This is a genomic window from Arthrobacter sp. FW306-1B-G06A, from assembly GCF_058781765.1.
The window spans coordinates 1-16,146 of the sequence record NZ_JBYSXB010000031.1 but is presented as its reverse complement, the minus strand read 5'-3'; the positions used below and the strand labels follow the sequence as shown (position 1 = coordinate 16,146).

Here is a 16,146-nt window from a genome sequence, read left to right as displayed (position 1 = left end):
CTGATGAAGCATCTGACCGTCAACCGGGCAGGCCGCGGACTCGCCCGGACCGCGCACCGGGGTGTCAACGGCAACTTATGAATGACCGGTGGCGGCATGTTGGTTTGCCCGCTGCTTGAATTCTAAGGGTCGTTGCAACACCCGTGCTTAGCTGGCTATCAGTAAATCACGTAGACGCTCGGCTGGGGTGTCCCAGTCCAGTGTCTTGCGTGGTCGGGCGTTGAGTTCCTGGGCGACATGCTCGAGGTCCTCTGGCCCGTAGGCGTTCAGGTCCGTGCCTTTCGGGAAGTATTGGCGCAGCAGCCCGTTGGCGTTCTCGTTGGATCCGCGCTGCCAGGGCTGGCGGGGTCGCAGAAGTAGACGTCCATGTCGGTGGCGATGCTGAAGGCCTTGTGTTTGGCCATTTCAGCGCCTTGGTCCCAGGTCAGGGATCCGCGCAGGTGCGCCGGCAGGGTGGACATGGTCTTGATCAGCCCGTCGCGGACCGATTCGGCAGTATGGTCCACCGGCAGGTGCACCAACATCACGTAGCGGGTGGTGCGTTCGACCAGGGTGGCGATCGCCGACTGGTTGTAGGCTCCGGTCACCAAGTCCCCCTCCCAATGGCCTGGGACGGCGCGGTCTTCGACCTCGGCGGGGCGTTCGGAAATGTTGATCATCGGATCCCGGAAACGGCTGGTGCGTTCCTCGGGATTCCTGTGCTGCTTGCGGCGTGTCCGGCCGCTGCGCAGGGCCTCTTTGACCTCGCGTTTGAGCCCGCCGCGGGCCTGAAAGTACAGGGCCTGGTAGATCGTTTCGGGACTCACGCGCATCTGCTCGTCATCGGGAAATTCCTTGATCAGCAGCTTCGAAATCTGTTCCGGGGACCAGCGGGTGAGGAGCTTGGTCTTCATGTAGTCGTGCAGTTCCCCGGGTTCTGCCAGCTTACTGTCCTTCGGCCGTGCACGGGCCGCCGTGGCAGCCCGGTGAGCACCGTAAGGCCGGTAACCCAGCATGGGGTGGCTGTTGCGCTCGATATCCCGGCTGATGGTGCCCATGGACCGGCCCAGCGCCCTGCCGATCGCCCGCATGGAGGTCCCGTGGGAGCGCAGATCCGCGATCCTCTCCCGCTCCTGCAAGGAAAGGTAGCGGGCGCTGATGGGCTGCTCCAGAGCTTCCAGCGCCACCGCGGCGGGTGCTGGCTCCGTCGCTGACGCTGGCAGCTCCGGCGCTGCCGCTGCCGTCCGCTCTGGTGCCGCTGCAGGGGCCGGAGGTTCCGCGAATGTAGTTCTCACTTCCTGTTTATACGGCAGATCCGCTGCTTGGCCTTGGGCCGGGGCCGTGTCCTTTGCAGCCTGTTGCCGGTCCCACACGTAGGAGCTCTGTTTGCTGGCGCCGACGGCGAGGGCGGCGTCCCTCCGGCCGGTTCCTTCCCGGCGCAGGCGCAGGTAGTGAATCTGCTTCGCCGATGGGCCTCGCGTACCGACGGAGACCAGACCGGCGGCCTTGGCCCAGTTGTGGCAGGTGGAGTGGTTCAGGCCCAGTTGCCGGGCTGCCGCGCTCACGTTGCCGACTTCGCGCAGCAGACCCAGGAACTCCTCAATCACCGCCGGTGGGTGCGCCGAAGCAGGCTTCACAGTCCTCGTGGCCCGTGGTTTTCTCGCGGCAGGATTGACCTTGCCGGCCCAGTTATGCGCGGTGCTGATGTTCAATCCCAGCTCCTGGGCCGCCGCAGTGATGGTGCCGGTCCGGTCCAGAACGGCATAGAAGTGGTCCTTGTCCGCCTGGCTGTACTGGCGCTGCGGCCTGATCCCGGCAGCGTTCGCCCACTTCTGGCAGGTACTCCTATTGATGCCGAGCTCCTGAGCCGCCTCGGCGACAGTTCCCAACCGCGCCACGGCGGACAGGAAATCCTGTCTTTGCGCACGGGTATGAGACTGCTGCTGACGCTTCACGGCAGCCCCAGACCAAGGCGCCGGTTCTTCCGGTAAAGGAGATTTTTCCCTTAAGGAGAGACTATTTTCTGATGGTGATTCCATGGGTGTTGCGACTCCCGATTATTCGGGGGTGTTGCAACGTTCACTAGAACTCGCCGAACGGTCAATCAGTTTTGCCGTCTCCGGTCAGTTTAAAGTTGCCGCTTACACCGGGGGACAACACCTATACATCCCGCGCGATCCGGACGCACCTGCACAACCGCGGCATCGCCGCGGTCAGCAAGCCGCGGGCAATGCCATGGTGAAATGCACTGGGAGATCGGATCCACCATTCTGCGGCGCCAGGCAGCCCCGCCTGACGTCCATTGTCGGCGTTTGACCAGGCCCCGGGGAGAGCCGCCAGAAGGGTCTTATTTTACTGTGGCTTGCCAGCCTCGTCGGCGAATTGCCAATCGATCTGGCGAATCCTCAAGCAAGTCATAGTTTGTGGGTGCAGATCGGTCGCACGGGCCGCGCATGGCGCTCGATATGCATTCGTCCGCCCCTTCAGTTCGGCCGGTGCGATTCAGACCAGGGCCTCAAGCCTGCCGACATCGGAAACGTCATTTGGGCCACGGCACCACTGTCTTCCGGCATACCCGAGCATGGGTAGCACCTGACGATGCCATCTTCAGGACCGCTTCAGGAACCGGTCCAACTTGGCGGATCAGGACAGCTAAAGAGATTCGAGCCTTAAAACCGACAAAGAGCACCGGCCCTGCACAGCACAACGCTCCAGCGCAGCTCTCCCGATTCCCAAGTCTAAGAACTGGGTTGAAATCCATGGAGGATATCGCACCGGAATCAGTGATATGGAAAGTTGGTCTTGGACAGAGAGCCTTGCGGAGGCCTAATTTCGTATTAACAAATCGTTCGGCAATCATGAATTGGCAGCTGCCCTTGCTTATTCATGGCCTCAGGAGTGGTCCCGATGATGAATCGCCAGCTAGCACATATCCGCCGGTTCCAAAGGGAGTGTGCCCTGCTCGAGAATCACAAGAATATCCTTCCCGAGGAAAATATTCCCACTCCAGCATCCAAGAACATGGGGACTGTCGTTCATCCGCGGTTGACGACAACCTACATCGAGCATAAAACGACGGTTGTTCGGGAGCGCTCGGCGTTGCCGGAATTTCTTAGAGTGCGATCGACGACGAGACCATCGACCCATGCCGCCGAACAGCGCAGCTGGCCGCTAGCCATGCCTCACACAATGGTTCATCAGTACGGGTGCGGGGCTGAACTCTTAAGGTCAACCGGCGACCTGCCCCATGCGCCGGAAGCCTTACGGCTGCGTCTCGGAGGGACCGGCCACCGGCCTTCTAAGCCAAGGTGCCGAGCGATGCGATCGCCCCCCAGAGCCGCGGTGCTCAGGCCACCGGATGAGGTGGGACAGTGCGGTTTAGTATCACAGACAATTCATCAAATTCCATTTCAGAATGATTGATTGGCACCTCCTCCAAAATTTATCGCACAACGCACGTAACGACGATGTGGATTCCCGTGACCCCGGACCGAAGCGAAATATCCCCGCCCCCGCGAAATCTCAATCATGTGACGCGTAGTACATTCGACTCGCTGAGTTTTCGGAACTTCCGGCTGATGGCGGCCAGCTACCTGTTCTCCAATACAGGCTGGTGGATGCTGTACACCACGTTGAATTGGCTCGTACTCAGCGTGACGGATAGCCCGGCTGATGTGGGGCTGGTGGGTGGGCTGGTATTCCTGCCGATACTAGTGCTGGGTATGGCTGGAGGTCTGATCGCAGATCGCTACCCGAAGCGCCGGATCGTGCTGTTCAACTACGCCGGTTGGATCTCGTTGACTGCCCTACTCGCCGGGCTCACGCTCTCCCACATGGTGCAAGTATGGCAGGTACAGTTGATCGCAGCCGGGCTCGGCATCGTGGCCGCACTCGCTTGGCCAGCCCAGCAGGCGTTCGTCAACGAGATGGTCGGACCAGCACAGCTGCGCAGTGCGATCAGCATCACTTCCTCGGTGGCTCAGCTCGCCGGGCTCATCGGCCCTGCGGTCGGCGGCGTCCTGGTGGCCGCGGTTGGGCCTGGCTGGTCATTCCTCGTCGCAGCCGTCGCCTATACAGTGCCCCTAGTCGCGGTGACTCAGATCCGCGTCCACGAGTTGTATGGGCCCCCGCCAGTGCCGGCGGAGCGCGGGCAGCTGCGTGCCGGACTGCTCTTCGCCGTGAAACGACCAGATGTGCTTTGGCCGACGATCCTGGTCGGCCTGTTCGGGATGTTCACCGGCAACTTACCTGTGACACTGGCCGTCTACGCCAAGTCTGTCTACGACTCTGGCCCGGGCGGGTACGGACTTCTCACCGCTATCGTGGCAGTCGGTTCGCTCCTCGGCGCCCTCATCTCTGCGCACCAGCACCACACGCGGCTGCGCACTTTGGTGCTGTTTGCCGCAATCCTTTCAGGGCTCTACATCATCTCGTCCGCCGCGCCTACGCAGCTCATCTTGTGCCCAATATTGCTGGGCATCGGTGCAAGCACCCTGCTGCTGCAAACCTCGGCGAACGCCACGGTCCTGCTCGCCGCCAATGACGGCATCCGCGGACGGGTCGTGGGCATCTATGCACTTGCCTATTTCGGTGGCATCGCCATCGGCGGACCTCTGTTGGGCAACATCGACCAATATCTCGGACCCCAAGCCGGCATGCTGCTCTCCGGCGCGGTGCCCGGCGTCGCCACCCTGCTGATCGCGGCCCGACTTGCCACGCAATTAAAGCGCTCACAGCCCTCAACCGTTCAGCGATCAGTCGCATCTACCCAGGACACCTCCATCCCTGACTTGGAGAAGCGCCAGCACGGGGCCGCCCACGGCTTTGTCTCAGCACCGTGGGCAGGACTATATCTCAAGGATGAGACCGGGGAACCGGCTGAAAAGCAAGATTAACGGGAGCGCTCCGGTTTCGAGCCCAAAGCCTCAAGTCAGTACAAGACGAGGTTGTAAGACATCACTTCCCGGCTACTGTTCTTCTAGCAGTGTGATGACTTCGGCCTGTGGTTTTACCGGCCCGGAAGTCGAAGTCTCCACAACCAATCCTGCTTAGAACAGAGCGCAGGCATGGTTGGTCCTTCGAGCAACGAGACCATGGCAGCTTCGCCATCTGGGGGCTCTCAGGTTCTGTCGGGGGCGAACAGGACGACGATTGACACGGTGAGCGCAGTAGCTACAAGTTGGCGCGAACTTGGCGATATCTCGGCACGCCGCAGCCCGCCGAATTGCAAGACTTCAGGTGGCCAACATTCGCATCCAAATGGGCGCCCCGCTTGGTCGAGGGGTAGCTTGGTGGCCGGCCGATCCGAGGGGGATGGGGCGTTCTGCTCCGTCCCCCTCGTCATAGTCAGCCGAGCTCTCGAGTGATCTCCTGGGCGCGCCTCACCGCTGCGTCCATCCCCTCCGCGACGATCGCGCGTAGGCCTCGCTCCTCGAACACGGCGATGGTCCGTTCGGTTGTCCCGTTCGGGCTCGTGACGGCACGGCGGAGAGCGGCCGGCTCAGCACCGGGGACGGCGAGCAGGTACCCCGCGCCGACCATTGTCTCGCGAGCCAGTTGAAGCGACAGTTCCGGGTCGAGGCCGAGATGCGCGCCGCCGTCGGCCATCGCCTCCGCGAGGTAAAACGCATAGGCCGGCCCGGAGCCGCTCACGGCGCTGACGGCGCTGACCTTATCTTCCGGGACTTCGACGACGAGGCCCAGACACGTAAGGAGGCTCCGAATCCGATCAACCTGCTCGCGGCTCGCGTGGCTTCCGCCGGAGACCGAGACGACGCCGCGACCGAGACGCGACGGCGTGTTCGGCATCGTCCGGATGACGGGCTGACCGGCAGGAAGGGCACCTTCAAGCTGAGCGATCGAGACAGCGGCGGCGACGCTGACGACGACGGCGGTGCGCGGCAATTTATCGGAGATCTCCGCGGCGAGGGCCGCGACGCCGATCGGCTTGACGCCGATGACCACCACATCGGCGCCTCGGACGGCCCGCTGGTTGACATCGCCGTGCTCCCCCGTCGCCCAGACAGTGATACCGTGACGCCCTGCGAGTTCCTTCGCCCGTTCAGGCCGCCGGACGGTCGCGACAATGTCGGCCGGCGGAAAGCCGCCAGCCAGCAGTCCGGCCACGATGGCTTCGTTCATCGAGCCGCAGCCTAGGAACGCGATCTTTCTGCTCATATGCACTTCCTCCTTGATGGATTAGAAAGCTGTAGCCTCCCGTGGCATGGACCACCAAAGTCACTACAGCGCGTATCGGTTCCCGTGAGGGAGCCGGCTTTGGGGGCGAGGGTCTCAGCCGACCCCCACAGTCGGGGTGCACACGGCCTGGCTCGTCCTAGACGGAGCGAAGCGTCTGCTGGTGGCGTCGTGCACAGTCATCGGCAATCCTTGACGGCTAGTCGTTGTCGGCGGCGAGGTCCGCCAGAGCAACCGGGGCCGCGAACGGCCGTTTGCTGATCGGTACGAGGTCAGCCGCGCCCACGGTGCGGTGCTGCTTCGCCGCGGCGATCTTCGCCGTTGCGAACCCACAGATTCTGCCTTGGCACCAGCCCATACCGGGGCGGACTGTGAGTTTGATTGTCCTGGCATCGTGCACATCGAGCTCCTCGCCCGCATGGCAGATCTCTCCGTAGGACACTTCTTCGCAGCGACACACAATGGTCTCGGGAGTGAGCCACTCGTGCCAGTTCTTTGGCACGGGGTGAGCCCGGTGCATGGCGTGTGCGAAGGCGGCCGAGCGGCGGATGATCGACTGCAGGGTGCGCACGCGGGCGGGGTCGACGTCGATGCCGGTATCAGCAGCGGCGGCCAGGGCAGCAAGCCGTCCTTCAGCGACGGACATGAGTGCTCCGCCCACTCCGGTGGCCTCGCCGGCGATGTAGACGCGGTCCACCGTGCTGCGCTGGTTGTCGTCCACTACAGCCACTAGCGACTCGTCCACGTCCTGCCGCGTCTCCGCGCCGACGGCGAGGACGAGCTCCATCGCGGGGGTGAAGCCCCAGCCGAGCGCCACGAGGTCGACGTCCACGATCCGCTCGGTTCCCGTGATCGGGCCGCCGTCGGCGGTGAGCTTTGAGATGGTGACGGATTCGACTGAATTGGTTCCGCTGATAGCCGTGACGGCGGTGCGGGTAAGGTACGGGATCCGGTGCCTGAGGAGGGAGGAGACGTATTTGGCGCCCTCGATGGCCTTCGAGGGTACCTGTGCGGCGCTGGCGATGTTGCGCACCCAGCCGGTGAGGTTCGAGGCTTCGCACACCCCGACAATCTTGGCACCGGCATCTGCCAGCCCCGCGGCGACGGGCAGGAGGAAGGGGCCGGTCCCGGCGACGAGGACGCGCCTGCCGGCAAGTGAGCGGTGGCCCTTCAGCAACGCCTGCACTCCCCCGGCCGCCATCGTCCCAGGCAGGTCCCAGCCGGGGATGGGAAGCTGCCTGTCGTAGCCGCCCGGGCAGAGGATGAGCCGCTGTGCCCGGATGGTGCGGGCGGCTCCGATCGGTTCGGTTCGGTCGGTGACACCGTTAAGGTGCAGCACCCAGAAGGCTGCATTTTCCGACTGGTGTTCGATAAGCCATACCTGGCTGCGGGGATGGTAGACGACGTTGCCCCCCTGCTGCTGCATGTGGAGTCTCTCGCGAAGATCGGAGAAGACCGCCCACCCGTGGTGGCCGTGGGATTCGTCGTCCACTGGGTGCTTCTCGTCGGGGTGGCGCCAGTACTGGCCTCCCGGCTGGATGCCTGCGTCGATCAGGACGACGCGGAGTCCCATTTCGCTCGCGTTGACGGCGGCGGCCAGGCCGGCGGGGCCGGCACCGATCACGGCGACATCGAATCGGTCAGACATTAGTCTCGTTCCTGTTCGGGGGCGTCGGCTGCGCAGATGGAGCCAGGTTCGGCCTGGGCGAGGCAGGCACGCTGGTTCGGGCGACCGTCGATGGTCAGGAGACAGTCGTAGCAGGTGCCGATCCCGCAGAACAGGCCGCGGGGACGGTCGTTCTTGCGCGTGGTTCGCCACGACCGGATGCCCGCATCCGTGAGCGCGGCGGCGATGCTCTGGCCCGGTCTGGCAAGGATCGGGGTGCCGTTGAAGAGGATCGTCATGTCCGCGTCAGTGGTCGACATGCGCATTCTCCTTGAATCGCTCGGGTGCGAAGGGGGCGAGGTCAAGATCAGTCGAAACGCCGATGATCGCCTGCGTGATGAGCTTGGCTGTGCCGACCGCGAGGCCGATCCCGGCCCCCTCGTGCCCCGCAGCGTGCCAGAGTCCAGGGGCGCGGGGATCTGGCCCGATGACGGGCAGATGGTCGGGGCAATAGGGGCGGAAGCCCATGTAGTTGCGTATGATCTTCACGCTGCCGAGCACGGGGAAGAGGTCTGAAGCTTCCTTGGCTATTCGCTTCAGGACCGGGAGCGAGACAGTGCGGTCAAAGCCGACCCGCTCTCGGGAGGAGCCGATCAGGACCGTTCCGCTTTGGGTTCCCTCGATGACGGGTGAGGTCTGCAGGCTGCTGTCGGAGCTAAGGACGTTGGCGAGGTATTCGCCCGCATAGACCTTGTGGAAGATGGTGGGCGGGAGCGGCTCGGTCACAAGGATGAACCCGCGCCGGGGAAGGATGGGGACCGAGACTCCGGCGAGCTCCGCGACGGCCCCGGCCCACGTGCCGGCGGCGTTGATCACCGTTTCTGCATAGAAGGCGCCAACGGTCGTGCGCACTCCTACCACCCGTTCTCCCTGCTGTTCGAATCCTGTGACATCGGTGTCGGTGTGGACAGTAGCCCCGAGCCCTCGAGCAAGCCGGACGAGGTGTGCGGCCATCAGCATCGGCTGGACCTGCGCATCCTGAGAGTAGAAGGCTCCCGCGCGAAGATCTCGCGTGATGTGCGGCTCGTAGTCCCGGAGCTCGTCGGCTGCAACGTTCTTCACCTCGATGCCGGCAGTTCGCTGTCTCACGGTCAGTTCCTGAAGCGCGCTCGCTCCGTTCTCGGTGCGCGCAACGACGAGCCCTCCCTTGGACTCGAACTCCCACAGGTGCCCGAATTCGGCCAGGTCCTCCCGCCAGACCTTCTGCGAATATAGGGAGAGGTCCAGTTCATGGCCAGCCTCCTTGTCGGAGACGAGCAGGTTCCCTTCGCATGCGCTGGTCGTTCCGCTTGCAATCTGGCCGCGTTCGATGATCCTTACGGTGAGCCCTGCCCGCGTTGCGAAGTAGGCGCACGCGGCCCCGATTGCCCCAGCCCCGATCACGATGACATCGGTGCCCTGAGCCGTCACAGGAGGAATCCCGCCGGGAATATGTCGTCGGGGTCGAGCATGTACTGGGCGGTGCCCGTCACCCACGCCCGGCCTGTGATGGTCGGGATGACAGCGTCGAACGCTCCCACCTTCTCCCGGCCAACGAGGCGTCCGGTGAATTGCGATCCGATGATCGATTCGTTGACGAAGTCGGTGTTCAGGGCGAGCTCGCCGCGCGCGTGCAGCTGGGCCATACGGGCACTGGTCCCGGTCCCGCAGGGAGAGCGGTCGAACCACCCGGGGTAGATCACCATTGCGTGCCGAGAGTGCTCGGCAGTCGAGTCTGGAGCCTTCAGGTAGACGTGATGGCATCCGGAAATGTCCGGCAGCTGCGGATGCACGGGCCGGTTCTGCTCGTTGATCGCCTCCATGATGGCGAGTCCGGCGTGGATCAGCTGGTTCTTGGCGTCGCGGCCGAAGGGGACGCCGATTGCCTCTAGGTCGACGATCGCGTAGAAGTTCCCACCGAAGGCGATGTCGTAGGCAACCTTGCCGAACCCCGCGACCTCGACCTCCTGGTCCAGTGCGTAGGAGAACGACGGGACGTTCTGGAGGGTGACGGACTTCGCGTGGCCGTCCTCAACGTGGACTTGGGCGGTGACCATACCTGCCGCGGTCTCGAGGCGGATGGTCGTGACTGGTTCGACGACCTGGACCATCCCGGTCTCGACGAGCACTGTCGCCGTGCCGATCGTCCCATGGCCGCACATGGGCAGCAGGCCGGAGACCTCGATGAAGAGCACCCCGTAGTCGGCGTCGGGACGCGTGGCGGGCTGAAGGATGCTCCCGCTCATCGACGAATGACCGCGGGGCTCAAACATGAGCAGTTTCCGGATGTCATCCATGTGCTCGATGAAATACCGGCGTCTCTCGGCCATCGTCTCGCCGGGAACGACACCGATGCCTCCGGTGATGACCCGGGTCGGCATGCCTTCGGTGTGGGAGTCGACGGCATGGATGATGCGTTTGGTTCTCATACTGGTTCCTCGCGGATTCTTAGCCGAGCTTGCCGTCTACGCGGCGGACAAGGTGGCTGGAGGGTGTGTCGAGCAGTTCGTCGGGAAGCAGGTCACGCGGGAAGCCTTGGAAAGCGAGGGGGCGGAGGAAACGGCCGATTGCGGCTGTCCCCACCGATGTCGTCGAGGGGGTCGTCGTGGCAGGGTAGGGGCCGCCGTGCTGCTGCGCGTAGGTGACGCTGACGCCGGTAGGCCATTGGTTCCACAGGAGTCGGCCGGCTTTCTCCCGCAGGGAGTCCACAAGGGCGGTCACGTCGTCGTCGGCTTGGCCGATAATCGTCGCGGTGAGCTGGCCCTCGAGGGCGTCCGCGATGCGCAGGAGCTCGTCCTCGTCTTGGTAGGAGACGACGAGAGCCGTTGGACCGAAGCATTCCCGAAAGTGCTCGCGGAAGTTCTCCAGGAGCTCGGTGGCAGTCATTGCGAGCAGAGTCGGCGAAGGGGCTTCGGCGAGGGGGTCGCTGCCTTGGGCGAGGACCCTAACGGCCGGGTGGTCGGTCAACTCGGTGAGGGTCTCGCTGTACCCCTTGTGTATCCGTTCGTTGAGCAGCGGTTGGGCAGCTGGGAGATCCTGCTTCGTGAGATGCTCGGCGATGGTGGATTCCGCCGGAACGAGGAGTACACCAGGTTTGGTGCAAAACTGTCCGGAGCCGAGGGTGAAGGATGCCCGGAATTCATCGGCGATCTCCCGCGCCCGCTCTGCGGCGGCGGCGCGGGTCACGAACACCGGATTGACACTTCCGAGCTCTCCGTAGAACGGGATGGGCTCGGGGCGGCTGCTGGCTATATCGAACAGGGCACGACCGCCCGGGATGGACCCAGTGAAGGAGCCGGCTTTGACCCTGGGATCACACAAGACCTCTATACCGGAGTTCCTGTCCTCAACTAGGGCGAGTAGGCCTTTCGGCGCGCCTGCCGAGGCGAGGCCCTCCTGCACCGCGGACGCGGTCGCGCGGGATAGGTTGAGGTGGCCGAGGTGGGCCTTGACGACGACGCTGCAGCCTGCCGCGAGTGCCGCGGCGGTGTCTCCTCCGGCAACACTGAAGGCGAAGGGGAAGTTGCTGGCGGCATATACAATCACCGGCCCGATGGCCTGACTTGTGCGGCGGATGTCCGGTCGGGCGCCCATCGGCCACTCAGGGTCGGCGTGGTCCACGCGCACGTCGAGATAGCTGCCCTCGTCGAGGACCTCGGCGAAGAGTCGAAGCTGGAAGGTGGTACGCAGCAGTTCCCCGCGGAGGCGTGCCTCGGCGAGATGTGTCTCGGCCATAGCGATCGGGATGAGCCGATCGGCAGCGGCGTCGAGAGCGTCACCGACCGAGATGAGCGCTGCGGCACGATCTCTGCGGCTGGCCCGGGACCATATCCGGTAGGCCCTGTCGGCGTCTGTGACAAGTTTTTGGGTCTTAGAATTCGTCTGTTCTGTCTTGGTGTTCACGTGGCTAATTGTCTTTCAGAGTGTGCCCGGTAGCACCGCGGCGGCGGCGGACTGTTGGTAGACGTAGGTTGCGATGACGAGGTCTTCCCAGGCCATGCCGATGCCACTGAAGAGGGTCGGCCTGCCGGGGCGGAGGTTCATGTTGTCGGCGGCGAGGTCGGCGAGATTAGGAAGGCCGATGGCCTCCCATTCCTTGCCGGGCCGCGCGGGGATGAGGTTCCCGCCTTCACGGAAGGTCGATGAGCGCGCCTCGACCACCACGTCGGCACGGCGCGCGAACGCAGTCGGGACTTCACGTGCGTCGAGCCCGTGGGATCCGATGGCGCAGACGATGGCATCGGACCGGATGTCCTCGTCATGGAAGAGTGGTTCCTTGCTCGATGTCGCGCAGACCACGACGTGGGCGGAGCGGACGTCCTCGGGCCTGCCGGCTACCGCGGCCACGCCATTCCCGCGAAGTGCCCCGGCCAGTTGTTCGGCCCGATGTGGGCGCCGGGAGACGATGCGGATGAGGCGGGGCCCGACCATCTCCCACAGTGCCTTTGCATGAATCTCGGCCTGGGGTCCGGAGCCGAAGACGACGGCGACGTCGACCTTGGTTTCCCGGCCCTTGGCACGGAGGATATTCGTAAGTGCGAGCATCGTCACTGCTGGTGTCCGGACGAGGGTGAGCTCCGCGGCGTCCAGGACCGCGACGGGGCTGAATGTCAGGCTGTCGAAGAGGGTATAGGTTCCCTGGACCTTCGGCAGGCCAGCGCTCGCGTTTGCCGAGGCGAGGGTGAGGGTTTTGACTCCGCTGTACCGATCCCCGACGGCCGGCATCATGAGGAACTCGCCCGGTCCCGCCGGGCTGAAGAGGCGCGGGCTGTCCTGCTCGGGCTTGGCTTCCCCTGACAGGAGAGCCCAGCCCAATCGCCCGACAGCATCCGGAATGGCAACCAACTCACGGACGGCTCGTGCATCGAGGTAGCACATTTCGGCCACCGGGTCCTCCTTCTGCTCTGGCCGACGTGTTCCTACCGGTAGCCCTTGGCGAGGGCCACCTCAGTGGCCTGGGTCACCTGGGCTGCGGCATCGAGCGCAAGCGGTGCACGCGGGGGGCGGCATGCGCCGCCCTTGCGGCCGGCCACGTCCATGGAGAGCTTGATCGCCTGGACGAACTCGGTCTTGGAGTCCCAGCGCAGCAGCGAGTGCAGGTCGCGGTAGATCGGGAGGGCGCGCTCGAGATCGGTGACTTCGCCCGAGGTCGCAAGCTCGAAAAGTTCCATGCTGGCCTTCGGCAGGGCGTTCGGGTAGCCGGCGATCCAGCCCACGGCGCCGGTGAGGCCGAGCTCGACCACGACGTCGTCGGTGCCGATGAGCAGGTCAAGCTCTGGCACGAGTTCCCTGATCTCGTAGGCCCGGCGTACGTCGCCGCTGAACTCCTTCACGGCAACGATGAGTCCTTCTTCGTGCATCTGCGCCAGGAGTCCGGGGGTGAGGTCGACTTTGGTGTCGAAAGGGTTGTTGTACGCCACGATCGGCACCCCCACCTTGGCTGCCTCGCGGTAGTGGCTTAGGACCGCCTCACGGTCGGCCCGGTAGACGTTCGGCGGGAGCATCAGTACCGACTGCGCGCCTGCCTGTGCGGCCTGCTCAACCCAGCGGCGTGTCTGCAGAGCGCCGTAGGCTGCGACGCCCGGCATAATGCCAAACCCCTCAGGCGCCGCTGCGACAGCGGTCTCGACAACCTTCGCCCGCTCCTCGTCGGAAAGGTTTTGGTACTCGCCGAGAGAGCCGTTCGGCGTAACGCCCGTGAGTCCGTTCTCGGCCAGCCACTTCACGTGCTCGGCGTAGCCCTCGTAGTCGACCGAGAGGTCCTCGTTGAATGGCAGGGCGGTGGCGACGTAGACACCGCGCCAAGGCTTGAGCATGTCAAACATGTTCTCTCCTCAGGGTTATGCCGCGGATGCGGCTAGACGTGATGAAGAATTTATATCATGTGACATTGCACAAAGGGAAGGGGTGGATTCCCTCCTGCCATACTTAGCCCTTGGGGCGCCCCGCCCAGGTGCTGCGAGTTTGGCTGATGTGGTTGACCATCAGCGTGTAGACGCGTTCCTGGTCGCGGTCTGCGATCGCATCGATGATGGCGAGATGCTCCCGGGCAGTGTCAGCGAGCACGCCGCGGTCGGCGAGGTCGATGAGCCCCGTAAGCCGGGCCTGGCCCCGCAGGTCGGAGATGAGCCGCACGATGCGGTCGTTCCCCGAGTACTCCAGGAGGGCCAGGTGCAAGGCGCGGTCCGCCTCCATGTACTCGACGAGATCCCGCTCGGCAGCATGATCAACGATGAGCTGCGCCATCTTCTGGAGGGTCGGAATGTCCTCAATCGGAATGAGGTGCACGACGTCGCGGACCACCGGCGGCTCGATCAGCTGGCGGAGCTCCGTGATCTCGTCAAGGTACTTGTCATCGACCTCACTGACCCGGAAGCCCTTATTCGGAACAGTCGACACGAGGCCTTCCTTCGCGAGTTCGAGCATGGCTTCCCGTACGGGCGTGGGTGAAACTCCAAACTTCGCACCGAGTGCCGGGGCGGAGTAGACCTGTCCCGCCTCCATCTCCCCCGAGATAATCGCGGCGTGCAGGGCACGCTTTATATGGTCGCGGACGTTCTGCCTGGCGAACGGCCGGAAGCTGGTCTCAGACACAAGCGCTCCTCACTGGGACAAGGGCCGAGCCCTGATGGTTCAGCTCAATCCATCCATCGTACGCCTTGCAATGTCACGTTTTACTGTCGAGAAGGGGGCAAGTAGGCGCATCGTGAAGCTCCGCCTCATCGATACCAATCGGGCATCGATGGGTGCGCATGTCGGTCTTGGACGGTCGGACTCCCGGGTGCCTAAAGTGACGTGGCGCACTTAAAGCAGAGGCGTACGTTGGATATACGAGAGGTGAACACCGTTGGACCGGCGCGTGCCGGGAAGCCTGGACACCTAGAGATGGAGTACGTTATGAACGTTGGGAACCGGGTGCGCGGCCTCCGGGGTTGGTGCGTTGTGGGGAGCGCCGCCCTGGCTGTCGTCTTGGCTGGCTGTGGCGGCGGCTCCGGCACGCCGTCCGCTTCGTCGGTAAGTGTCGACACCGTGCTGAAAATGCCCGACCTGAAGGGTCAGACCGTCGTTGTCAACACTTACGGCGGGTCGTTCGCCGATACGTTCCAGAAGGATGTCGTCAAGCCTTTTGAAGCCGCGACCGGGGCGAAGGTCGTGCTGAGCACGAACTGTTGCGATGCCTTTGCAACCCAGGTTCAGGGCGGCCAGTTCGCCGGCGATGTCGAGTACGGCCAAGGATACGGGCCCACGCAGGCATGGGGCGACGCAGGGCTGCTGAAGTCGGACCCTCGGCTGGCGCAAATTGCAAAGGCCCGGGGTGTCAACCCGGATCTTCAAGGGGACAGGGTCGTCCCAATCGCCTACACGGCGACCGTACTGGCGTGGAATACCAAGATTGCGGGGAATGACCACCCGACCTCGTGGGCCGAGTTCTTCGATACCTCGAAGTTCAAGGGGACCCGCGGCATGGCGGGCACGTTGCAGGTAGGGGGCAACCTCGAGGTCGCCGAACTGGCCACCGGAACGCCCACGTCCAGCGTCTACCCGATCGACACGAACAAGGCCATCGCAGGTCTGACCGCTCTGCGCAAGAACGCGCCGGTCCACTTCTGGCCGGACGCTACGAATCAGGTGAACCAACTCGGCAATGGCGACGTCGCCTATTCGTTGGGCTACAGCGAACGCATTTTCCAAGGTATCAAAAAGGGTTTGCCGGTGGATATGACGTTCGACCATGCGCTGGTCAAGGCCGACGCGGCTGCGATTCCTGCGACGGCGAAGAATGTCGACGGAGCCGTAGCGCTCATCGACTTCGCAATGAGCCCGAAGATCCAGGCGGCGATGGCCCAGGACTACGGATTGGCACCTGCCTACCCGAAGGCTGCGGAGATGGTCGATCCGAGTGTGCGGAAGTACATGGCCACGGACCCGTCGAACATTGGCCAAGTGATCTTTGTGGACGAGGGCTGGTGGCAGAAGAACAACGATTCGGCCCATGCGGCGTTCACCAAGTGGCTGACCCAGGGCTGATCCGCCGTGGCCGCGACTGAATCCCGGGTCGGTCCCGCCCCCCTCACGCAGGGCGGGGCCGGACGTGACGGCGAGCCTGCGGGTATCCCCAACGTGATCACGAGGCGTCGCTGGGGACGCCGACTGGCAACGCTTTTAGTGGTGTCATACCTGATGCTCGGCCTTGCGGTGCCGCTTTTGGCGACCCTTCACCAAAGCATCGATATCCAACCTTTCTGGGGCGCCTATACCGATCAGCTGAGCTCATCGTCGGACATCGTCATCCTCGGACGGACCTTGGCTCTGGCGGCGGGGGCCAC

Annotated in this window: 12 protein-coding genes and 1 pseudogene; 3 read left to right on the top strand and 10 right to left on the bottom strand. The window is 64.0% G+C overall.

Annotated features, from left to right (window positions below; genetic code table 11):
- Positions 1–147: 147 nt before the first annotated feature.
- A pseudogene (locus tag AC3WJM_RS16045) lies at positions 148–1,421 on the bottom strand (IS30 family transposase).
- 2,088 nt (positions 1,422–3,509) lie between these two features.
- On the opposite strand from AC3WJM_RS16045, the gene AC3WJM_RS16040 reads away from it, so the two are divergent.
- Entirely contained in the window at positions 3,510–4,874 is a 1,365-nt protein-coding gene (locus AC3WJM_RS16040) for an MFS transporter (RefSeq protein WP_492272349.1), read from the top strand.
- Between the two features lie 451 nt (positions 4,875–5,325).
- Here AC3WJM_RS16040 and proC read toward each other — a convergent pair whose 3' ends face one another.
- From proC to AC3WJM_RS15995, 9 genes are all read right to left on the bottom strand, one after another.
- Positions 5,326–6,156: a pyrroline-5-carboxylate reductase gene (gene proC, locus AC3WJM_RS16035; RefSeq protein ID WP_492272348.1), complete on the bottom strand. Its 831-nt coding sequence runs from the start codon at positions 6,154–6,156 to the stop codon at positions 5,326–5,328.
- Between the two features lie 217 nt (positions 6,157–6,373).
- Positions 6,374–7,822: an FAD-dependent oxidoreductase gene (locus tag AC3WJM_RS16030; protein ID WP_492272347.1), complete on the bottom strand. Its 1,449-nt coding sequence runs from the start codon at positions 7,820–7,822 to the stop codon at positions 6,374–6,376.
- A complete protein-coding gene (locus tag AC3WJM_RS16025) occupies positions 7,822–8,100 on the bottom strand; it encodes a (2Fe-2S)-binding protein (protein ID WP_492272346.1) in 279 nt (92 codons plus the stop codon). The genes AC3WJM_RS16030 and AC3WJM_RS16025 overlap by 1 nt, the downstream gene beginning before the upstream one ends.
- The gene (locus AC3WJM_RS16020) at positions 8,087–9,250 is read right to left on the bottom strand and encodes an NAD(P)/FAD-dependent oxidoreductase (protein ID WP_492272345.1); all 1,164 of its coding nucleotides are present in this window, start codon (positions 9,248–9,250) and stop codon (positions 8,087–8,089) included. The genes AC3WJM_RS16025 and AC3WJM_RS16020 overlap by 14 nt, the downstream gene beginning before the upstream one ends.
- On the bottom strand, positions 9,247–10,248 hold the full coding sequence (locus AC3WJM_RS16015) for a proline racemase family protein (protein WP_492272344.1): 1,002 nt from the start codon (positions 10,246–10,248) through the stop codon (positions 9,247–9,249). Before AC3WJM_RS16015 ends, AC3WJM_RS16020 begins: the two co-directional genes overlap by 4 nt.
- Before the next feature lie 19 nt (positions 10,249–10,267).
- Entirely contained in the window at positions 10,268–11,722 is a 1,455-nt protein-coding gene (locus AC3WJM_RS16010; protein WP_492272343.1) for an aldehyde dehydrogenase (NADP(+)), read from the bottom strand.
- A gap of 15 nt (positions 11,723–11,737) precedes the next feature.
- Positions 11,738–12,697, bottom strand: coding sequence for an ornithine cyclodeaminase family protein (locus tag AC3WJM_RS16005; RefSeq protein WP_492272394.1), 960 nt, complete (start codon positions 12,695–12,697; stop codon positions 11,738–11,740).
- Positions 12,698–12,738: 41 nt separating this feature from the next.
- On the bottom strand, positions 12,739–13,644 hold the full coding sequence (locus tag AC3WJM_RS16000; RefSeq protein WP_492272342.1) for a dihydrodipicolinate synthase family protein: 906 nt from the start codon (positions 13,642–13,644) through the stop codon (positions 12,739–12,741).
- A gap of 103 nt (positions 13,645–13,747) precedes the next feature.
- Complete coding sequence (locus AC3WJM_RS15995; protein WP_492272341.1) at positions 13,748–14,413, bottom strand: GntR family transcriptional regulator; 666 nt, start codon at positions 14,411–14,413, stop codon at positions 13,748–13,750.
- 348 nt (positions 14,414–14,761) lie between these two features.
- On the opposite strand from AC3WJM_RS15995, the gene AC3WJM_RS15990 reads away from it, so the two are divergent.
- Positions 14,762–15,847 (top strand): extracellular solute-binding protein, encoded by a 1,086-nt coding sequence (locus AC3WJM_RS15990; protein WP_492272340.1) that lies wholly within the window; start codon positions 14,762–14,764, stop codon positions 15,845–15,847.
- A gap of 6 nt (positions 15,848–15,853) precedes the next feature.
- A partial coding sequence (locus tag AC3WJM_RS15985) for a hypothetical protein (RefSeq protein WP_492272339.1) occupies positions 15,854–16,146 on the top strand: 293 nt, incomplete at its 3' end.